The sequence below is a fragment of the Mesorhizobium sp. P171375 genome (assembly GCF_057786075.1).
In genome coordinates this window covers 4,543,905-4,563,679 of the sequence record NZ_JBYNWF010000001.1, presented here as the reverse complement: position 1 = coordinate 4,563,679, position 19,775 = coordinate 4,543,905, and the positions used below count along the sequence as shown (strand labels likewise).

The following is a 19,775-nucleotide window of genomic DNA, read 5'->3' as shown; positions in this document are numbered from 1 at the left end:
CGGCGCCCCTCGCCAATTCCGCCTGTATCGTCGCGGCCTGTCAGTTGCTGGTGATGCTGACGGCGGCGCCTTCGACCACCAGCGGCGGCGCATAGCCGGACGGCTTATCGCCGGTCACGGCGCCGCCGGTAACCCGGGCCTGAACCTCGGAACCGAAAAAGGAATAGGGGAATGGCGGCGGTGTCTTGCTGACGTGATCCAACCGCGCGCGCAACTCGGCGGGGATCTCGAAATCCAGCGCCGCCAGATTGTCCTGCAACTGCCCCAGTTTGGTGGCGCCAAGGATCACGGTGGCAATGCCCGGTTGCGTTGCCGCCCAGTTGACAGCGACCTGGGGCATGCTGCGCCCGAGCTCGGCGGCGACCTTTTCGAGTTCCGCCACGATCGCCCAATTGCGGTCGGTGAATTTCTGGAATCCCGGATGGGTGGTGTTGCGAAAGCCGTCGAGCCGGCCGGCATTGCCATCCTGCGTCGGCCGGTATTTGCCGCTGAGCAGGCCGCTGGCCAGCGGGCTCCACACCATGATGCCGGCGCCATGGCGAGTGCCGAAGGGCACGAATTCATGCTCGATCGAACGCTCGGCCAGCGAATATTCGAGCTGCAGGGCCGACACCGGTTCGTAGCCGCGCCATTCGGCGATCGTTTGCGCGCGACCCGCATACCAAGCCGGCACATCGGACAGGCCGACATGGCGAATTTTGCCGGCGCGCACGAGATCATCCATCGTGCGCATGACCTCTTCGGCCGGCGTCAGGCCGTCCCAGACATGCATGAGATAAAGGTCGATATAGTCGGTGCCGAGCCGCTTCAGCGAAGCATCGACTGCGCGCAAAATGTTCTTGCGCCCATTGCCGCCTGCGTTCGGGTTGCCGGGTTCCGCGTTGAAGGTGAATTTTGTGGCGATCACCGCCCTGTCGCGCAAGCCGCGTTCGGCGATGAATTCACCGAGCCAGGTTTCGGCGGTGCCCCCGGTATAAAGGTCGGCGGTGTCGAAGAAATTGCCGCCGGCCTCGACATAGGCGTCGATCATGGCGCGCGCCGTTTCCCTGTCCGCCCCCCAGCCCCATTCGGTGCCGAAGGTCATGGTGCCCAGCGCCAGTCGGCTGACGCGCAGGCCGCTGTTGCCGAGCGTGTAATAGGTCATGGTCATGATATTTCTTCCGATGCTGATCTGAATGACGCCGACTTACTGGCCGGGGGTTGCCTTGACCCAGGGATTGCCGCGCTCATGCGTGGCGCGGAAAATGAAGCCGTCGACTTTCCAGCCGGCGCCGGAGCGGACCAGATGATGCTCGTAGGTGCCCCAGACTTCCCACAGAGGTTCGCCATTGCCTTCCATCCGGTTCCAGGCATAGCCGTTGGAGGAGACGGTGGCCGCATCCGCCTCAAGAACCACCTGATGGTTGGTGTGCAGATGCAGGCTGGTCTTGCTGCCGCGGAGGTTGCCGGCCCAGGTGCCGATCAGATCGTCGGAGGCGATGGTGGCCGCGGGCTGCCCCGACAGGCTGCTGAAGTCGACGGTGACGCGGTCGGCGAAATAGGAACGGGCAAGCTTCCAGTCCTGCGCATCGACGGCACGATCAATGGCGTCGGCGATGCGGATGACGGCGCGTTCGTCGGCGAGCGCGCGCCAGCCGGACGGCTCGGCGTCGCCGGCATCGGCCGGCGCCAAAGCAAGGCCCGCGGCGAAGGTCATGTGTTTCAGGGCATTCATGTCTCTTCTCCTTGGTGTATCGGCCACCGCCGACCTGTTGGCGACAATGTGGGCCGTGCAGCCGACACCGAGAAGATTGAATTGTTCGCAAGGACTATGCGATATCATTCATGAATGGACCGCGACCTGCTCACTCATCTGCCTGTCATCGTCGCCGTTGCCCGGCGCGGCGGCTTCGCGCTTGCCGCGGCCGAACTCGGCATGTCCCCATCCGCGGTCAGCCATGCCGTGCGCCTCGTGGAGGAGCGCATCGGTCAGCCGTTGTTTGCACGCACGACGCGCAGCGTTTCATTGACGGAAGCCGGCAAGGCGCTGGTGGAGACGGCGGCCCCTGCCCTTCAGGACATTGCCGAACGGATGGACCGCATCCGCGCCATCAAGGGCCGGCCCTCAGGCCTGCTCAGGCTCAACGTTCCAAATATCGCTGTTCCACTGGCGGTCACGCCTGTGGTCGCGGCGATGGCGGAGCGCTATCCGGATGTGACGGTCGAATTGCTTACCGACCAGGGCCTCATCGACATTGTCGGCGAAGGTTTCGATGCCGGCATCCGGCTGGGCGAAATGATCGCGCAAGGCATGGTCACGGTCCGGCTGACGCCACCATTCAAGGCCGTCATCGTTGCCTCTCCCGCCTATGTCGGCCGGCATGGCCGCGCGCGCAGCGTGGCCGATCTCGCCAACCACAATTGCATCGGCTACCGGCTCGTCCGCTCCGGCGCGCTCTACCGCTGGGACCTGACTGAAGACGGCAAGGATGTCGTGGTTGAGACGAAGGGCAATGTCATCGTTACGGATTCGCTCGCCGCGATCGACCTTGCGCTTGCCGGCGTCGGGCTGACCTATGTGTTCGAGCCGCTGGTGCGCGCGGAATTGGCCGCCGGCCGCCTGGTTCAGATCCTGCCGCAGACGGCGATCGAAGAGCCCGGCCTCTTCCTTTACTTCCCGCGCCGGGCGTCGATGGCGCCGAAGCTCAGGGCCTTCATCGATACCGCACAAGAAATCGGCCGAGCATCCTTGCGGACACCCGGCCGAGTTGCCTGAGCTGAGAAGCCCCTTTTCAGGGGCTATTTCCAAGGATTATTTCTTCACCGCAGCCGCGACTTCCGCCGCGAAATCGGTCTCTTCCTTTTCGATGCCTTCGCCCAACGCAAAGCGCAGATAGGCGGAGATCTTGGCCGGAGCGCCGATTTCCTTCTCGGCATCCTTGAGCGCCTTCTCGACAGTGATGTCGGGATTGAGCACGAAGGCCTGCTTCAAGAGCACGACTTCCTCGTAGAACTTGCGCAGGCGGCCCTCGACCATCTTTTCGATAATCGCTTCCGGCTTGCCGGACTGGCGTGCCTGGTCGGCGAAGATCGCCTTTTCGCGTTCCACCGCAGCCGGATCGATCTGCTCGGCCGTCAGCGCCATTGGGTTGGTGGCGGCGACATGCATGGCGACCTGGCGGCCAAAGGCGTTGGCGGCATGCTCATTGCCCGTGGTTTCGATCGCAACCAGCACGCCGAGCTTGCCAAGGCCGTCGGCGACCGCGTTGTGGACATAGGTCGCCACGGCACCATGCGGCACCGTGAGCTTCGCCGAGCGGCGGAAGCTGATATTCTCGCCGATGGTCCCGACAGCGTCCTTGATCACCTCGGTGACAGACTTGTCTGAACCAGGATATTTGGCGGCAGCCACCGCCTCTGTCGTGCCGTAGGCAAGCGCCACCTTGGCGATGTTGCGGACGAGTTCCTGGAATTGCTCGTTGCGGGCGACAAAATCGGTCTCGGAATTGACCTCGACGATCGCGGCCTCGCGCACGCCGGCATCAACGCCGATCAAGCCTTCGGCAGCAGTACGGCCGGCCTTCTTGTCGGCCTTGGAGATGCCCTTCTTGCGCAGCCAGTCGACGGCCTCTTCCATGTTGCCGTTGGTCTCGGTCAACGCCGCCTTGCAGTCCATCATGCCCGCGCCCGTCAAGTCGCGGAGTTCTTTGACCTGTGCAGCCGAAATGCTCATTGTCGCCTCGTTGTTTTAAATGCACCGACGCACCACCGGTACTCGGTGATGCGTCCGTTTAGCGTGCCAAAATATTAGAAAGATGAAGGCCGGGACCGGCCTCCGCTATCAGGCTTCCGGGGTCTCGGCCGCCGGGGTCGGATCGAGCGCCGGCTCGACCGGAGCTTCGACCGAGGCGCCGATGTCGACACCGAGCGCGCCCTGCTGGCGAGCGATGCCGTCGATGGCAGCCTTGGCGATCAGGTCGCAATAGAGCTGGATGGCGCGCGCCGCGTCGTCATTGCCGGGGATCGGGAAGTCGATCTTGTCCGGATCGCAGTTCGAGTCGATGATGGCGACGACCGGGATGCCGAGGCGCTTGGCCTCGAGGATGGCGATCGCTTCCTTGTTGGTGTCGATGACGAACATCAGGTCGGGCGTCGAGCCCATGTCCTTGATGCCGCCCAGCGCCTTGTCGAGCTTCTCGCGCTCGCGGTCGAGGTTGAGGCGCTCCTTCTTCGTCAGGCCTTGAGCTTCGCCGGCCAGCATCTCGTCGAGCTTGCGCAGGCGCTGGATCGAGTTCGAGATCGTCTTCCAGTTGGTCAGCATGCCGCCGAGCCAACGCGAGTTGACGTAGTACTGAGCCGAACGCTGCGCCGCGTCAGCGACGATGTCCGACGCCTGGCGCTTGGTGCCGACGAACAGCACGCGGCCGCCCTTGGCGACGGTGTCCGAAACCTGCTTCAGCGCCTGGTGCAGCAAAGGCACCGTCTGCGAGAGGTCGATGATGTGGATGTTGTTGCGGGCGCCGTAGATGTAGGGCGCCATTTTCGGGTTCCAGCGGTGGGTCTGGTGGCCGAAGTGAATGCCAGCTTCCAAAAGCTGGCGCATGCTGAAATCAGGCAGTGCCATTCTTAGTTCCTTTCCGGTTAGCCTCCACGGACACAGGCATTTTTGGACTTTGTCCTCGAACGCCACCGGAGGTTTCAGCGGGATTTCTCCCGGGCAGACACCAAAGTCCGTGTGTGGAATGAGCGCGCATATAGAGGGGAAGTGCTACAAACGCAAGCGGTGAGGCGCTTTACCGCTCAGCGTGCGGCAATCAGTGCTCCGGTGCCGATCATGGCGCTACCGGCGAACCGGTTCATCAGCCGCATGCGTTTGGGCGTCCTGAACCAACCGGATGCCCTGCCCGCCAGCGCGGCGTAGGTGCCCATGGTGAGGATGTTGACGCTGACGACGACGGCCACCACCAGCAGGCCATCGGCAAATGTCATGGTGTCGAGGTTGAGCATCAGCGGCATGATCGAAGCATGGAACAGAATCGCCTTCGGATTGCCGAGCGCCACGGAGGCGCCGAGCAGGAACGACCGCGACAATCTGGTTTGAGGCATCCCCTGCGCGATCGATTGCGCGGCGGCGGCACGCCACATCTTGAGGCCGAGAAAGATCAAGTAAGCCGCACCGGCATATTTCAAGGCGAGAAACACCCATTCGAAAGTCTGGGCCAGCGCCACCAGTCCGAGCAGGGCCAGGGTGACCAACACGGCGTCCCCAGCAGCGATGCCAACTCCGGCGACGAAGGCCCGCAGGAACCCACGCGAAACGCCGTTGGTGATAACCGTGAACATCGCCGGACCCGGCGTTGCGGCGGCAAGCGTGATGGCAAGGCAGTAGGCCAGGAATACCGTTAAAGTCACGATCGGCCCTTTCCGTTGGGTACCCGCACGCGCCGGAAGATCGCGACGATCTCCTCGCGGCTGCATTCGATGGCGCCGAGCCGCACCGCGCGGTCGCGCTCGAAGCCGGTTATGTCATAGTGCGGCGCCGATGTCTTGGGCGGACCCTGGTAGGACGAACGCTTGACGCCAAGCACGGCAGCGAAACGATGCAGCTCGTCGGTATCGTCTGCCATCAGGTGGCACCAGCGATGGCCGGCCCACTTCCAGATCGCCGCATCGACATACACCGCCATCAAGCCTGCCGTGGACAGCTCCGCACTGTTGTTATTTCGAGACCGGGCAAGGCTTTGTCTGGGAGAACAGCGACAGGTTGACCAGCTTGCCGGTCATCGAGAACTCGCCATAGTCCATGGTGAGGTCGCGGGTGATGCCGTTCTCATGCAGCTTGAAGCTGATGCGGTATTCCGGCACTTCTTCGCCGGATTTGTCGGTCTCGTCGAAATAGGCGATGTCGACCGGCCAGTATTTGTCGCCCGCAAGCTTGGCCAGCGCCGGCGCTTCGGGATCGGCCTTGTCGCCCTCGGTTTTCTTGCCGACGATGACGGTGGTGGTCATCACCTTGTTGGCGTCTTCCGAACCGTCGAACAGGCTGGTTTCGTAGAAATTCTCGCCCTTCTCGGCCTTGCCGATCAGTTCGACCAGATGCTGGGTCGGGAACTGGGTGGCGGCGAGTTCGAGGCTGCTCTTCTCGGGCTTGTCGATGTCGACCTTGAGGCCCTTGGTCTCTTTCGTGGCGGTGCCCTTGACCTCCTTGTCGAGATTCTGGTCGACGAAGGATTTGGTCACGAACGAGAAGGTCTTGCCTTCGGCGTCCTCGAAAGTGGTCGTCTGCTGGTCGGTCAGCCTGGTGTTGTCGCCGGTGACGATCTGGGTGACGAAACGGAATTTTACCGTATAGCCCTCGCAGGGCGAACCGTTGAACTCATAGACCATGCGGCCGGAGATGCCGGTGATCCCCGAACGGTCCGACGCCTTGCTGAGGGTAAGATCGTAGACGGCGCGATGCGCCTGCAATGCCGGCACGGCAAAGGCGGGAGCCATCGAGAACAGCGCCGGGACAAGAACGGCGTGGAAGGCAAGGCGCGTTGCGCGCATAGGGGGCTCCGATCGTCGCGGCTGGTGGCAGGCCGCAGGGAAAGATGGTCCAGCTTAAAAAAAGTCGTGGCGGAAGCGAGGCAAAAATAGCAATTTCGGCCCCGGCCAGCGCAGCGTCTCCAAGCAATAGGGAAATACGATGAGTGAAACAATCGAAAAGCGGCTAAGCGATCTCGGCGTGAGGTTACCGGCCGCCGCAGCACCCGCCGCGAACTATGTGCCCTATTGCAGGTCTGGCAATCTCTTGTTCACCGCCGGGCAGTTGCCGCTCAAGGATGGCAAGCTGCAGGCAAGCGGCCTGCTCGGCCGCGACGTCGACACGGCAGCCGGCAAGGAAGGCGCAAAATACTGCGCAATCAACATTTTGGCGCAGGCCAAGGCGGCGCTTGGCGATCTCGAAAAGATCCAGCGTCTGGTCAAGATCACCGTCTTCGTCGCATCAGTGCCGGATTTCGTCGAGCAGCATCTGGTCGCCAACGGCGCCTCCGATTTCCTGGTCGCCGTCCTTGGCGAACGCGGCAAGCATGCCCGCTCTGCCGTCGGCACCGCCTCGCTGCCGCTTAATGCCGCAGTGGAAATCGAAGCCGTCTTCGAAGTCGCATGAGCAGAGCCACGACCATGACCGACCTTTCCTGGCTGACCGCCCGCCCCGTCGCGCATCGCGGCCTCCACGACATGAACAAGACGCGCTGGGAGAACACGCTGTCGGCCTTCGCGGCAGCCGCCGAGCGCGGTTATGCGATCGAATGCGACGTGCACCTGTCGTCCGACCGCGTTCCCGTCATCATGCATGACGGCGACCTGAAGCGGCTGACCGGTCAGGACGGCTTCGTCTGGCAACGCACGGCGGCGGAACTGGCGGCACTCATGATCGGCGGCACCAAGGACAATGTGCCGACGTTGCAAGAAGTGCTCGACCTGGTCGACGGCCGTGTGCCTCTGGTCGTCGAACTGAAGGGCGTGCCCGGCTATGACGAAGGCCTGGTGGCGATCGTCGGCGAGATGCTCAAGCGCTACAAGGGCAAAGCGGCAATCATGTCGTTCGACCACTGGCTGGTCCGCGATTTCCCCAAAGATGCGCCTGGCATTCCGGGCGGGCTCACGGCCTATGGCAGGGACAACCGGTTGATCGAGGCGCATTTCGCCATGCTGGCGCACGACCTTGCCTTCACCTCCTATGCCGCGGGCGATTTGCCGAACCCGTTCGTCAGCTTCGTGCGCGAAAAGCTGAAAATGCCTGTCATCACCTGGACGGTGCATGACCAGCCGGCGGTCGATCTCACCTTCAAATACGCAGACCAGATGACCTTCGAAGGGTTCGAACCCGATCTGGTCAAAGTCGCTTGAGCCAAGTGCCTCAAACGTGACTTGTAGCGGCCCGCACAGAGCTTAAATAAGTCTCATGGATCAGGGTGACGAAGGCGATGGACAAACGGCGAATGCGGAGTTTTCCATCCGCATCGCCGCTGGAATTAATGCCTTCACATGCGATGAGTGGAACGGCTTTGCCGGCACCACGCGCGGCGGCACAGAAAACGGCTATAACCCTTTGATTTCATACGCTTTTCTGAGCGCGCTTGAGGATTCAGGCTGCGCCGTGCGGCGCACCGGCTGGCAGGGCCATCATCTCAGGCTGGAAAATGCGCAAGGCCGGCTGTTGGGCGCGGTGCCTTGCTATCTCAAATCGCACAGCCAGGGCGAATATGTCTTCGACCATGGCTGGTCGGATGCATTCGAGCGCGCCGGGGGCCGCTACTATCCAAAATTGCAGTGCGCCGTGCCGTTCTCCCCTGTCACCGGCCCTCGCCTGCTGGTCAGCAGGGGCGAGGATAGCGCGACTGTTAAAGCTGGTCTCGCGGCAGGCCTGAAGGCGGTGACGGAAAAGCTCGGTGTGTCCTCAGCGCACGTCACCTTCGCGCAGGAAAGCGACGTCGCCACCCTCGAAGCATCCGGTTTCCTGCACCGCACCGACCAGCAGTTCCATTTCTTCAATGAGGGCTTTTCGACCTATGACGACTTCCTTGCCACGCTGGCATCGCGCAAGCGCAAGGCGATGAAGAAGGAGCGCCGCGAGGCGCTCGCCAACGACATCTCGATCGACCGGCTGACCGGCAAGGACCTGACCGAAAAGGCCTGGGACGATTTCTTTGCCTTCTACATGGATACCGGCAGCCGCAAATGGGGCCGGCCCTATCTCAACCGCAAGTTCTTCTCGCTGATCGGCGAGCGCATGGCCGACGACATCCTGCTGGTGATGGCCAAACGCAACGGCCGCTATATCGCCGGCGCCATCAACTTCATCGGCTCCGATGCGCTCTACGGGCGCAATTGGGGCTGCATCGAGGACCACCCCTTCCTGCATTTCGAGGTCTGCTACCACCAGGCCATCGACTTCGCCATTGAGCGCAAGCTGAAGGTGGTTGAGGCGGGTGCGCAGGGTGAGCACAAGCTGGCCCGCGGCTACCGTCCCGTGACCATGCATTCGGCGCATTACATTGCGCATCCCGGCCTGCGCAATGCGGTGGCAGATTACCTCCGGCGTGAGCGGCGCGAGGTCGAGCGAATGGGCGAAATTCTGGAAGAGCACACGCCTTTCCGCAAGGACCTCGAGGAATAGCGGTCTCAATCCGGTCTCGCCACCCGTGCCGCCTTGCGCAACGACGATCCAGCCGCCTGTTTCGACATCGCGTCGACAAAGGACGGCGTTTCCGTCGCGCGCCGGTTCCAAGCCGGCATGGCCGATCTCACCTGACTGACTTGCCGGTTTGGGGAGGCTTCGCTACACGGGGAGGCACAATTCCGGAGCACCGCCATGGCTGAAGCCAGCTACGACCCCAGCAATATCTTCGCAAAGATCCTGCGCGGCGAAATCCCCTCGCATCGCGTTTACGAGGATGACGCGGTGGTTGCCTTCATGGATGTGATGCCGCAGGGGCTCGGGCACACGCTGGTTGTGCCGAAGGCGCCGTCGCGCAATCTGCTCGATGCCGATCCGTCGACGCTCGGCCCGCTGTTCACGGTCGTTAAGCAGGTGGCGCTGGCGGTCAAAAAAGCATTCGGCGCCGACGGCGTCACCGTCCTGCAGTTCAACGAACCGGCCTCTGGCCAGACCGTCTATCACCTGCATGTCCATGTCATCCCGCGGTTCGAAGGCATCGCGCTCAAGCCGCATACGGGACAGATGGAGAAGCCCGAAGTGCTGGCTGAGAACGCGGCCAAGATCCGGGCAGTGCTGAACGGTTGAAGCCGGGGTGCCTCAAGGCGATGCGCTTGGGCAAATTCCACCGCGTCGGTTAGGAAAGTATCAAACCACGCCATGGTAACTTGCCGTACCGTGGTCCGTTTGGGTTTTCAAAAATCGTGGGAAATTCGGTTGCGACATCAGAACCGTTGGCAAAAGCAGGTGCCGGGCGGGTCTTTCTGAGTATCTTGGCGGACGCATACCGGCGACACCGGCTGCTGCACGTGATGGCCATCGCTGCCTTGCTCTTGGCAGCCGCGGTCGGCCTGCGTACCGGAAACATGCCGGATTTCAGCGTGCTGGAAGACTACGCCCTATATCTTCTCTTCGCTTTCTGGATGGGCGGCTGTGCCTTCGCACTCGGCAGTTTTTTTCACCTTGCGCTCATCAAGCGGGATACTGAACCGCTCGGCACTTTTCTGAGATCGATGGGTGGCTTCTTCGGCGACGCCGAGCGCAACGCCAACAGCCTCAATGGTTTGGCTGCGAGCATTGCGCTCATATCCGCTTTCGGTGTCTTGAAAGGCGCGGTCGCGATCCTTTCGCCATTCGCATGGGACCACGCATTGGCCCAGGCCGACCGGGCGCTGCATTTCGGTCGAGCTCCCCATGAATGGCTGTGGTTTATCGTCCAGTCGCCGCTCGCCGTAAGACTGTTCAACCTGACTTACAATTCCTGGTTCGTCGTCCTTATCGCCTCGGTTTTCATCGCTTGCATCACGCGCAAGGACACGAAGCTGCGCCACCAGTTCCTGATGAGCTACATGCTCGTATGGATACTGGGGGGGGTCTTCCTGGCAATGGGCCTGTCTTCGGCAGGGCCGTGCTTTTACGAGCGACTGGGGCTGGGCAGCGACTACCATCCCCTGCTGCAAGCGCTCGCTGCTGCCGATCGCATCTATCCGATCTGGGCGCTGAGCACGCAGGACATTTTGTGGAGCGGCTACATCGGGGCGACCCCAGGCAGTCTCGGCATATCCGCCTTCCCGTCCATGCATGTGGCGATGGCGGTGCTTTTCGCTCTTTATGCAGCACGCCGCTCACGGTTGGTTGGCCTGTTGATGTGGGCATATGCCGCAATCATCATGGTCGGTTCGGTTGTCCTTGGCTGGCACTATGCCGTGGATGGCTATGCGAGCGTGCTGATCTCGATCGCCATCTGGAAGGCGTGCGGTCATTTCCTGGCCCGCTTCGCACCCGACGGCGTCGCCGCCTGACCTGACAGCATCTGACCCTGAAAGCAGGGGTGCTGTTTCGGCAAACCGGCCAGCCATGAAAAAAGGCCCCGTCACCGGGGCCTTTTCATTGGCGAACTTTTTAGCCCTTGCGTGGCAGTTGCGGCACCAGGCTGCGCTTGCCGCCGTCCTTGCCCTTGGGCTCAGGCTCGTCCTTGCCTTTGGGCTTTTGCGCCACCGCCTTCTTGGCGACGGGCTTCTTGGCCACCGCCTTGCGGGCTTTCGGCGCCTCTTCCGGCTCCTGCTTCGGCTGCACCGGGGCTTCGTCGGCCAGCGATTCGAGCTTCAGGCCGGTTTCGCCGGTTTCCTTCTTCTCGACGGTGACGCGCACCGTGCCGCCCTTCTTGAGCTTGCCGAACAGCACCTCGTCGGCCAACGGCTTCTTGATGTGCTCCTGGATGACCCGGCCGAGCGGCCGCGCACCCATGCGCTCGTCATAGCCCTTGTCGGCGAGCCAGGCGATCGCGTCGGGCGACAGGTCGAAGGTGACGCCACGCTCGGAAAGCTGGGCCTCGAGCTGCATGACGAACTTCTGCACCACCTGATGGATGACCGGGACCGGCAGCGAGCCGAACGGGATGATCGCATCGAGACGGTTGCGGAATTCCGGCGTGAACAGCCGGTTGATCGCCTCGACATCGTCGCCTTCACGCTTGGTCGAACCGAAACCGATCGCCGCGCGCTGCGCATCGGATGCGCCGGCATTGGTGGTCATGATCAGGATGACATTGCGGAAGTCGATCTGCTTGCCGTTGTGGTCGGTCAGCTTGCCGTGGTCCATGACCTGCAGAAGGATGTTGAACAGGTCGGGATGCGCCTTCTCCACCTCGTCAAGCAGCAGCACGCAGTGCGGATGCTGGTCGACGCCGTCGGTCAACAGGCCGCCCTGGTCGAAGCCGACATAGCCGGGAGGCGCGCCGATCAGCCGTGAGACGGTGTGGCGTTCCATATATTCCGACATGTCGAAGCGGATCAGTTCGACGCCGAGCGAGGCAGCCAACTGCTTGGCCACTTCGGTCTTGCCGACGCCGGTCGGACCCGAGAACAGGTAAGAGCCGATCGGCTTTTCCGGTTCGCGCAGGCCGGCACGCGCCAGCTTGATCGCCGAGGTCAGCGCGGTGATCGCGGTATCCTGACCGTAGACGACACGCTTCAGCTCGATATCGAGACCCTGCAGCACCTTCTCGTCGTCGGCCGAGACCGTCTTCGGCGGGATGCGCGCCATGGTGGCGATCGTGGCTTCGATCTCCTTGATGCCAATCGTCTTCTTGCGCTTGGCCTCCGGCACCAGCATCTGCGAGGCGCCGGTCTCGTCGATCACGTCGATCGCCTTGTCCGGCAGCTTGCGGTCGTTGATGTAGCGCGCCGACAGCTCCACCGAAGCCTTGATCGCCTCGTTGGTGAACTTCACCTTGTGGAACTCCTCATAATAGGGCTTGAGGCCCTTCATGATTTCGATGGCGTCCTCGATGGTCGGCTCGTTGACGTCGATCTTCTGGAAGCGCCGCACCAGAGCGCGGTCCTTCTCGAAGAACTGGCGGAACTCCTTGTAGGTGGTCGAGCCGATGCAACGGATCGCACCCGAAGACAGCGCCGGCTTCAACAGGTTCGACGCATCCATGGCGCCGCCCGAGGTAGCGCCGGCACCGATCACGGTGTGGATCTCGTCGATGAACAGCACGGCGCCCGGATAATCCTCGAGCTCCTTGACGACCTGCTTCAGCCGCTCCTCGAAATCGCCGCGATAGCGGGTGCCGGCCAAAAGCGTGCCCATGTCGAGCGCGAAGATGGTGGCGTCCTGCAGCACTTCCGGCACATCGCCTTCGACGATGCGCTTGGCCAGACCTTCGGCAATCGCCGTCTTGCCGACGCCGGGGTCACCGACATAGAGCGGGTTGTTCTTGGAGCGGCGGCACAGCACCTGGATGGTGCGGTTGATCTCGCTCTCGCGGCCGATCAGCGGATCGATCTTGCCGGCCTTGGCCTTGTTGTTGAGGTTGACGCAATAAGCCGTCAGCGCGTCCTGCTGCTGCTTCTTCTTGCCGCCTTCCTCCTGCGGCTCGGCGCCGTTCTGGCCGCCCTGCTCGTCATCGGCGCCGCGCGGCGAGCGCGTCTCCGATGCGCCCGGGCGCTTGGCGATGCCGTGCGAGATGTAGTTGACCGCGTCGTAGCGGGTCATCTGCTGTTCCTGCAGGAAATAGGCGGCATGGCTCTCGCGCTCGGCAAAGATGGCGACGAGCACGTTGGCGCCGGACACTTCCTCGCGGCCGGATGACTGCACATGGATCACCGCACGCTGGATGACGCGCTGGAAGCCGGCAGTCGGCTTGGAATCCTCATCGTACCCAGTGACGAGGTTGTCGAGCTCGGTGTCGATATAGGTGAGAACGGTGTGCTTCAGCTCGTCGAGATCGACATTGCAGGCGCGCATGACGGCGGCCGCCTCGGTGTCGTCGATGAGCGCGAGCAGCAGATGTTCAAGGGTTGCATATTCATGGTGCCGCTCATTGGCGAGCGTCAGCGCCTGGTGAAGCGCCTTTTCCAGGCCTTGGGAGAAAGCCGGCATGTTACCTCACTTCTTCTCCATCACGCATTGCAGCGGATGCTGATTCTGTCGGGCGAAATCCATGACCTGGGACACTTTGGTCTCGGCCACCTCGAATGTATAGACCCCGCACTCGCCCACTCCATGATTATGAACATGAAGCATGATGCGTGTGGCGGCTTCGCGGTCCTTTTGAAAAAAACGCTCCAGGACGTGAACCACGAACTCCATGGGCGTGTAGTCGTCGTTGAGGATAAGGACCCGATAAAGGCTAGGCTTCTTGGTCTTGGTTTTCGTGCGCGTAATAACGGCCGTGCCGCGACCGGCCTCATTGCCGTCGCCGTCACTTTGCATCCGCACCACGCTTGTCGTGGCAGTCAAACCTGAAGTCACGTAATCCTGCCTCTTTCGAATCCCCATGCGAGTTCGACATGTAGGTGTTCGATGGACGATTTTAAGCCCTTCTTGTTAGCTGACAATATGGCTAGGTGGGCAAACCGAGGCGATTTTCAAAATCGTGAACCGCCAAAGCCCCGGAATTGAAACCGGCATGAAAAAACCCGGCCGCGCATCCGCGACCGGGTCTGTTTTGCAAGCCCGAAAGGCCGTGCCTGGTATTTTGAAGCGAAATTACTTCGCCTTGGCGACAATCGATTCGAAGGGCTTGTAGGCCTCCTTGGCGAGCTCGGCATAGAGATCGCCGAACTTGGTCGCTTCGGCAACGAAGCTTTCATAGCTCTGCTTGGCGAAGTCGGACTGGATCTCGATCGCCTTTTCCAGCGACTTGGCGGAGATCAGCTTTTCGACCGCGGCGCTGCCAGCTTCGAAGCTCTTCTTGGTGTATTCGCCAGCTTCGGTGGCGATCGCCTGAGCGCCCTTGGAGAGCGAAGCGAAGCTCTTCAATCCGGTGTCGGCAAACTCTTTGCCGTATTTCGAGAAGTCCTCATAGGTCTGGGTCATTTCACGTCTCCCTTGGCGGTTTTAAAGCGCCCCTTGCCTGAGCGCAGTTGTGCAATGCAGGAGAATATATTGTGCGCTGCACAAAAGTCAAGATTTCCGCGGCATCGGGCCGCGCTGCGCCGGCAACCGCTAAAATTCGAATAAAGAAAGGCTCAAGCCCGAGGAAAATGGTGAACGCGCCGGTTACCATAAACGGATTGGTAACGCAGGCCGCGATAGTTTGACGGCAAGTGAGGTCGGATCCCTTTGCCGCCTCCAGGGCAATGAGTTTCAAAGGAACTATCAGTGCGTCAGGCGTTGTCGGTCTTCGGTTCAAAATCCGCATCTTCCCTCAAAACGATCATGATCCTCGCCTTGGCGATGTCATTCGTCGTTGCGGATACCGCATCGTCGATGGCCGCCAGGTCTTCGGCGATCGTCGTCGACGCCAAGACCGGCAAGGTGCTCTATTCGTCAGATGCCAACGGCCGACGCTACCCAGCGTCGCTGACCAAGATGATGACGCTCTATCTGACCTTCGAAGCCATGGCGAAGGGGCGGATCAGCAAGAATACGCCGGTGCCGTTTTCGGCAAAAGCGGCGGCCGAGCCCCCGACCAAGCTCGGCGTCAAGGCCGGCGGAGCGGTTTCGGTCGAGACCGCCATCCTGTCGATGGTGACCAAGTCGGCCAATGATTCGGCGACCGCGCTCGGCGAACTGCTCGGCGGCAGCGAGAGCAATTTCGCCCGCATGATGACGGCCAAGGCGCGGCAGCTCGGCATGGACGGCACCGTGTTTCGCAATGCCAACGGCCTGCCCGATCCCGGCCAGTTCACCACCGCCCACGACATGGCGATGCTCGGCATCGCGCTCCGGGAACATTACCCGCAGTATTACGGCTATTTCTCGCAGCGCTCTTTTCTGTATGGGCGGCAGCGCATCAACGGCCACAACCGCCTGCTCGGCCGCATCAAGGGCGTCGACGGCATCAAGACCGGCTATACCCGTGCCTCCGGCTTCAACCTTGTCTCGTCGGTTTCGGACGGCAACCGCCGCCTCGTTGCCGTCGTCATGGGCGGGACCTCGGGCCGCAGCCGCGACAACCAGATGGCCGGGCTGATCAACGCCTATATGCCGCGCGCCTCCACCCGCGGCGGCGGCGCCCTGATCGCCAAGGCTGGTGGCGACAATCCGATCAGAGCGTTGGCCAAGGTGCTGTTGCCCAAGCATGACGCGCCGACGCCCGACGACAAGCCGATGGTTGAAGACGATGCCGTGGCGTCCAACGACGATCCGACATCTGCTGACGAGCAGTCTGCTGACGAACAAACGGTGGCCGCGGTCGAAGAACCCGCACCCGTCGTCAAGACCAGGAAGGTCAAGACCGTCATCGTGACGGCGCCCAAGGTCGAAACGGCACAAATGGTCGCGGCCTACGCCGAGCCCACGCCAGCATCGCCTCCGGCGGTCGATCCGGTCAACACCGCCTCGGTGCCGTCCGGTTGGGCGGTACAGGTGGCGTCTTCGCCCAAACAGTCCGAAGCCCAGGCTTTCCTCGACAAGACCGCCAAGCAGGCGCCGAAGATCCTTGCATCTGCCTCCGGTTTTACGGTCGCTTTCGACAAAGATGGCGAGACCTATTACCGCGCCCGCTTCGGCGGTTTCGGTTCGAAGGATGCGGCCTGGAATGCCTGCAACGCTTTGAAGAAGAAGAAAATTACCTGCTACGCCGTCCAACAGTAGGGCGGCGTCGAGGACCATCTCCCGGAAATTTACTGCGTCGAAGGAGAACTAGTTGTGATTGGAGAGCAAGACGTCCTTGGCTTCGTTGATCCGCGCCGCCAGGAAAGACGTGCCGCCGATGTCGGGGTGCAGGCGCTGCATCAGGCGGCGGTGCGCCTTGCGGACATCCGCCGCGGCGGCCCCCGCTTCAAGACCAAGGACCTTGTAGGCCTCCTCCTTAGTCATGGCGCCCGCACCTGGCGCAACACCCAGCCCTTCGCCACCGTTCGCCTCAGCGTCTTTGCGCCAGACGGGAAAACGGCCGTCAAGATACGTCTCTAGCAACTGACGGCTCTCCGGATCGCCGGGGAGCTCGCGGTAAAGCTGCTGCAGTTCGGGCAGGCCCATCGCGCCCAACATCTTGCCTTCATGGCGGCCCGCCAGAACCAGGCCTTCAAGCCCACCCGTATCGTGATCAAGTTCCATCTCCAGCGCCGCTGTGCGCACCGTTGAGCGCTTGCCGGGCGCCGGCCTGACCGTGGGCCGCTTCATCCGCACCGAACCATACCAGGCAAGGGCCACGGCCAGGATGAGGCCGGCAATGCCACCGCGGCCGACCACCAGCATGGCAAGGCCAACCAGCGCCAGAAGCACCGGTCCGAGCGTGCGCATGCCGCTCGCCAGTTTTTGCGGATCGGCGCGGACGAAGATCGTCGCCGCGCCAAGCAGCACCAGAAACAGTGCAACAAGTGCAATGATTGCGCCCATCAATTCCCGCCGCCCCGCAGATGCTCGATTAACAGCCGGTCTCCCGGCCGGTCCCTTGCCTCGAGCGCCTTCAATCCGCCGGTCGCATAGACGGCGACGGCTGAAAGCAGTCCGGCCAGGGTCGCGGCAGCCCGCCGGTCGAACCGGAACCAGGCCCCTTTGGACAGCCGCGCGATCTCCTTGAACGCCTTTTCTGCGCCGGAATCATGACCTTCCTGGAAGACGAAGACGGGAACGCCGTGCAGGCCTAGGCTGCCGGCCTTCTGCGCCAGGTCGTCGATATTCTCTTCCATGGCGTCGCCGATATAGACCAGCGCATTGACCTTCGCCTTCGCCGTCTCCTTCAGCGCATGGGTGAGGACCTTGCCGATCTGGGTGGTGCCGCTGTGGCACACGATGCGCGTCATCAGCATCTTCAAGGCATCGGTATCGGCAACGAACGCCGATGACCGGCATTCTCCCAGCCCGCGAAAATAGGCAAGTTGGACGCTGAGGGTTCCGGCCTTGCCGACTGCATCGAACATTTCTCCTTGCAGCTTGGTGGCGAGATCCCAGGTCGGCTGGCGGCTCATCGTCGCGTCGAGCGCCAGGATCAGCCGCCCGGAGCCGGTCGCGGACGCGGCAAGCGACCGCGCCTGACGGATAAAGGCGTCGATCTCGCCGGCATTGGATTGAGGCTTGACCGGCGCAGAACTGGCCTTTGTGGGCACTGGCTGCTTCTTGTCGCTCATAAGAATCAAGATGTGGCGTTGCCGGGCCGCTTGCAAGTCCAGTCTCGGACAAGATAAAGGGCCAGCGATCGCACAGTGGGCAGGACGCCAGGCCCAGGCGCTAGAGCAGACCGAGATCTGCGAGCTCGCGCTTCAGCTTCGGCGGCATCTCGACCATTCCGGCCTTGCCCTTGCCGATGTCGGCCGGCGCATCCGACGGTTTCAGGTAGCGCCAGCCCTGGAAGGCTCGGCGCGGCTGCCAGTCGGTGCGCACCACTTCGAGATCGAGCATCAGGCGGCAGCGACCAATGCCTTCGTCATCGGTGAAGGGCCTGATATCATTGATCAGCTGGCGGCACTGGACGCTGCCCTTGATCACCCAATAAAGCGAACCGCCATCTGTGACCTCGGCGCCGCGCGTCGGCACCATGCGGGTCGTGTGCCAGTGCTCGGCAGGCTCGCCGGCACGCCGCCGCTCATCGAGACGGAAGGCGATCCACTCTTCGAGATCCTCGACGCTGTCGCAACCGACGCACAGTTTTAGGAGATTGAGTGCCATCGCTTAAGGTTTAGTCCGACGCGCGATTGCGTCAACGGCCCTGCCCGACTTCTCCACAGAGCCAGCGACGGTGAGCGTTCAACACTCGACCACATTCACCGCGAGACCGCCGAGGCTGGTTTCCTTGTACTTCTCGTTCATGTCGAGGCCGGTCTGGCGCATGGTTTCGATGGCCGCATCAAGCGGCACGAAATGGATGCCGTCGCCCTTGATGGCCAATGAGGCAGCCGTCACCGCTTTGACAGCGCCAAGCGCATTGCGCTCAATGCAAGGCACCTGCACAAGGCCGCCGACCGGATCGCAGGTCATGCCGAGATGGTGTTCGAGCGCGATCTCGGCGGCGTTCTCGACCTGCTCGGGCGTCCCGCCCATGACGGCGCAGAGGCCAGCCGCGGCCATTGCCGAGGCCGAACCCACCTCGCCCTGGCAGCCGACTTCAGCGCCGGAGATCGAAGCGTTGGTCTTGATGATGCCGCCGACGGCTGCGGCGGTCAGCAGGAAGTCGCGGATGCTGGGCTGGTCGGCCTCGGGATGGAAATGCAGCCAGTAGCGCAGCACGGCCGGCAGCGTACCGGCCGCGCCATTGGTCGGCGCGGTGACGACGCGGCCGCCGGCGGCGTTTTCTTCGTTCACCGCCATGGCGTAAATCGATAGCCAATCATTGGCAAGCAACGGGTTGGGCTTGTTCTGCTGCCACTGCTCCTGCAGCTTGTCGTGCAGCATGCGGGCGCGGCGGCGCACTTTCAAGCCGCCCGGCATGATGCCGTCCTGCGACAGGCCGCGGTCGATACAGCCCTTCATGGCGCCCCAGATGGCGTCTAGGCCGCTGTCGAGCTCCTCGCGCGACATATGCGCCTCTTCGTTGACGCGCTTCATATCGGCAATCGACAGCCCGCTTTTGCCGGCCATCTTCAGCATCTCGACAGCGTTCTTGAAGGGGTAAGGCACCTTTTTGCCTTCGGTCGTCACCGAGCCCTTCACCTTCATCCGCTGCAGCTCTTCTTCCGAGACCACGAACCCGCCGCCGATCGAATAATAGATGCGCTTGAGCAGCAACCGGTCGCCGGCATCGTAGGCATAGAACGCCATGCCGTTGGCATGGCCGGTGAGCGGCGTCTTCCTGTCGAGCACCAGATCCGTCGCCGGATCGAAGCGATAAGAGGGATGGCCGGGCGGCGAAATCCGCTTCTCGGCGGCGATGCGCGTGGCGATGCCCTCGGCCTGATCGGGGTCGACTGTCTGCGGCGTCAGGCCGGCAAGGCCGAGAACAACAGCGCGGTCCGAGCCATGGCCGATGCCGGTATAGGCGAGCGAGCCATGCAGGCTGGCGCCGATCCGATCGACCTTGACGCCGGCCGGGCGTGGCCAGTCATCGCCGGCGATCTCGTCGAGAAACCGCCGCGCCGCCGTCATCGGCCCCATCGTGTGCGAACTCGACGGCCCGATGCCGATCTTGAACAGGTCGAAAACCGAAAGGAACACGCTGCGCCGTCTCCGGGAATGGGATCAAGACCTACATATAGGACTT

At 62.4% G+C, this 19,775-nt stretch carries 22 protein-coding genes; 7 read left to right on the top strand and 15 right to left on the bottom strand.

Features of this window, described 5'->3' with window-relative positions; all coding sequences use genetic code 11:
* Nucleotides 1-40: 40 nt before the first annotated feature.
* Both ACYHH6_RS22055 and ACYHH6_RS22050 read right to left on the bottom strand, forming a co-directional pair.
* Nucleotides 41-1,150, bottom strand: coding sequence for an aldo/keto reductase (locus ACYHH6_RS22055; RefSeq protein ID WP_352586986.1), 1,110 nt, complete (start codon nucleotides 1,148-1,150; stop codon nucleotides 41-43).
* A 36-nt stretch (nucleotides 1,151-1,186) separates the two neighbouring features.
* On the bottom strand, nucleotides 1,187-1,714 hold the full coding sequence (locus ACYHH6_RS22050; RefSeq protein ID WP_352586983.1) for a nuclear transport factor 2 family protein: 528 nt from the start codon (nucleotides 1,712-1,714) through the stop codon (nucleotides 1,187-1,189).
* 114 nt (nucleotides 1,715-1,828) lie between these two features.
* On the opposite strand from ACYHH6_RS22050, the gene ACYHH6_RS22045 reads away from it, so the two are divergent.
* A complete protein-coding gene (locus ACYHH6_RS22045; protein WP_352586980.1) occupies nucleotides 1,829-2,755 on the top strand; it encodes a LysR family transcriptional regulator in 927 nt (308 codons plus the stop codon).
* 36 nt (nucleotides 2,756-2,791) lie between these two features.
* Here the strand turns inward: ACYHH6_RS22045 and tsf are convergent, their stop codons facing one another.
* The 5 genes from tsf to ACYHH6_RS22020 all read right to left on the bottom strand — a co-directional run bounded on the left by tsf (nucleotide 2,792) and on the right by ACYHH6_RS22020 (nucleotide 6,528).
* The gene (tsf, locus tag ACYHH6_RS22040; RefSeq protein WP_352586976.1) at nucleotides 2,792-3,712 is read right to left on the bottom strand and encodes a translation elongation factor Ts; all 921 of its coding nucleotides are present in this window, start codon (nucleotides 3,710-3,712) and stop codon (nucleotides 2,792-2,794) included.
* Between the two features lie 108 nt (nucleotides 3,713-3,820).
* A complete protein-coding gene (gene rpsB / locus ACYHH6_RS22035; protein ID WP_142865747.1) occupies nucleotides 3,821-4,603 on the bottom strand; it encodes a 30S ribosomal protein S2 in 783 nt (260 codons plus the stop codon).
* A 176-nt stretch (nucleotides 4,604-4,779) separates the two neighbouring features.
* Nucleotides 4,780-5,391 carry a LysE family translocator gene (locus tag ACYHH6_RS22030; RefSeq protein ID WP_352586972.1) on the bottom strand — a complete coding sequence of 204 codons (612 nt, stop codon included), beginning with the start codon at nucleotides 5,389-5,391 and terminating at the stop codon, nucleotides 4,780-4,782.
* On the bottom strand, nucleotides 5,388-5,666 hold the full coding sequence (locus ACYHH6_RS22025; RefSeq protein ID WP_112561631.1) for a DUF4031 domain-containing protein: 279 nt from the start codon (nucleotides 5,664-5,666) through the stop codon (nucleotides 5,388-5,390). The genes ACYHH6_RS22030 and ACYHH6_RS22025 overlap by 4 nt, the downstream gene beginning before the upstream one ends.
* A 31-nt stretch (nucleotides 5,667-5,697) precedes the next feature.
* A complete protein-coding gene (locus ACYHH6_RS22020; protein WP_352586969.1) occupies nucleotides 5,698-6,528 on the bottom strand; it encodes a cell envelope integrity EipB family protein in 831 nt (276 codons plus the stop codon).
* Nucleotides 6,529-6,667: 139 nt separating this feature from the next.
* On the opposite strand from ACYHH6_RS22020, the gene ACYHH6_RS22015 reads away from it, so the two are divergent.
* From ACYHH6_RS22015 to ACYHH6_RS21995, 5 genes are all read left to right on the top strand, one after another.
* Entirely contained in the window at nucleotides 6,668-7,132 is a 465-nt protein-coding gene (locus ACYHH6_RS22015) for a RidA family protein (protein ID WP_352586966.1), read from the top strand.
* 14 nt (nucleotides 7,133-7,146) lie between these two features.
* The gene (locus tag ACYHH6_RS22010; protein ID WP_352587014.1) at nucleotides 7,147-7,875 is read left to right on the top strand and encodes a glycerophosphodiester phosphodiesterase; all 729 of its coding nucleotides are present in this window, start codon (nucleotides 7,147-7,149) and stop codon (nucleotides 7,873-7,875) included.
* A 55-nt stretch (nucleotides 7,876-7,930) separates the two neighbouring features.
* A complete protein-coding gene (locus ACYHH6_RS22005) occupies nucleotides 7,931-9,145 on the top strand; it encodes a GNAT family N-acetyltransferase (protein ID WP_352586964.1) in 1,215 nt (404 codons plus the stop codon).
* A 195-nt stretch (nucleotides 9,146-9,340) separates the two neighbouring features.
* The gene (locus tag ACYHH6_RS22000; protein ID WP_192253854.1) at nucleotides 9,341-9,772 is read left to right on the top strand and encodes an HIT family protein; all 432 of its coding nucleotides are present in this window, start codon (nucleotides 9,341-9,343) and stop codon (nucleotides 9,770-9,772) included.
* Between the two features lie 146 nt (nucleotides 9,773-9,918).
* The gene (locus ACYHH6_RS21995) at nucleotides 9,919-10,986 is read left to right on the top strand and encodes a phosphatase PAP2 family protein (RefSeq protein ID WP_352586962.1); all 1,068 of its coding nucleotides are present in this window, start codon (nucleotides 9,919-9,921) and stop codon (nucleotides 10,984-10,986) included.
* Between the two features lie 100 nt (nucleotides 10,987-11,086).
* On the opposite strand, the gene clpA is transcribed toward ACYHH6_RS21995, so the two are convergent.
* From clpA to ACYHH6_RS21975, 4 genes are all read right to left on the bottom strand, one after another.
* The gene (gene clpA / locus ACYHH6_RS21990; RefSeq protein ID WP_112561626.1) at nucleotides 11,087-13,570 is read right to left on the bottom strand and encodes an ATP-dependent Clp protease ATP-binding subunit ClpA; all 2,484 of its coding nucleotides are present in this window, start codon (nucleotides 13,568-13,570) and stop codon (nucleotides 11,087-11,089) included.
* A gap of 6 nt (nucleotides 13,571-13,576) precedes the next feature.
* Nucleotides 13,577-13,903, bottom strand: a complete 327-nt coding sequence (clpS, locus tag ACYHH6_RS21985) for an ATP-dependent Clp protease adapter ClpS (protein ID WP_023671012.1) — start codon at nucleotides 13,901-13,903, stop codon at nucleotides 13,577-13,579.
* A 276-nt stretch (nucleotides 13,904-14,179) separates the two neighbouring features.
* Nucleotides 14,180-14,509 carry a phasin family protein gene (locus ACYHH6_RS21980; protein WP_112561625.1) on the bottom strand — a complete coding sequence of 110 codons (330 nt, stop codon included), beginning with the start codon at nucleotides 14,507-14,509 and terminating at the stop codon, nucleotides 14,180-14,182.
* 1 nt (nucleotide 14,510) lies between these two features.
* Nucleotides 14,511-14,783, bottom strand: coding sequence for a hypothetical protein (locus ACYHH6_RS21975; RefSeq protein ID WP_352586959.1), 273 nt, complete (start codon nucleotides 14,781-14,783; stop codon nucleotides 14,511-14,513).
* A 68-nt stretch (nucleotides 14,784-14,851) separates the two neighbouring features.
* On the opposite strand from ACYHH6_RS21975, the gene ACYHH6_RS21970 reads away from it, so the two are divergent.
* Nucleotides 14,852-16,231: an SPOR domain-containing protein gene (locus ACYHH6_RS21970; RefSeq protein WP_435053347.1), complete on the top strand. Its 1,380-nt coding sequence runs from the start codon at nucleotides 14,852-14,854 to the stop codon at nucleotides 16,229-16,231.
* Nucleotides 16,232-16,279: 48 nt separating this feature from the next.
* Here ACYHH6_RS21970 and ACYHH6_RS21965 read toward each other — a convergent pair whose 3' ends face one another.
* The 4 genes from ACYHH6_RS21965 to ACYHH6_RS21950 all read right to left on the bottom strand — a co-directional run bounded on the left by ACYHH6_RS21965 (nucleotide 16,280) and on the right by ACYHH6_RS21950 (nucleotide 19,729).
* Entirely contained in the window at nucleotides 16,280-16,978 is a 699-nt protein-coding gene (locus ACYHH6_RS21965) for a DnaJ domain-containing protein (protein ID WP_352586955.1), read from the bottom strand.
* On the bottom strand, nucleotides 16,978-17,709 hold the full coding sequence (locus ACYHH6_RS21960; protein ID WP_352586953.1) for a VWA domain-containing protein: 732 nt from the start codon (nucleotides 17,707-17,709) through the stop codon (nucleotides 16,978-16,980). The genes ACYHH6_RS21965 and ACYHH6_RS21960 overlap by 1 nt, the downstream gene beginning before the upstream one ends.
* A 100-nt stretch (nucleotides 17,710-17,809) precedes the next feature.
* Nucleotides 17,810-18,247: a DUF1489 family protein gene (locus ACYHH6_RS21955; protein ID WP_352586951.1), complete on the bottom strand. Its 438-nt coding sequence runs from the start codon at nucleotides 18,245-18,247 to the stop codon at nucleotides 17,810-17,812.
* A gap of 78 nt (nucleotides 18,248-18,325) precedes the next feature.
* The gene (locus ACYHH6_RS21950; protein ID WP_352586949.1) at nucleotides 18,326-19,729 is read right to left on the bottom strand and encodes an L-serine ammonia-lyase; all 1,404 of its coding nucleotides are present in this window, start codon (nucleotides 19,727-19,729) and stop codon (nucleotides 18,326-18,328) included.
* Nucleotides 19,730-19,775: the final 46 nt, after the last annotated feature.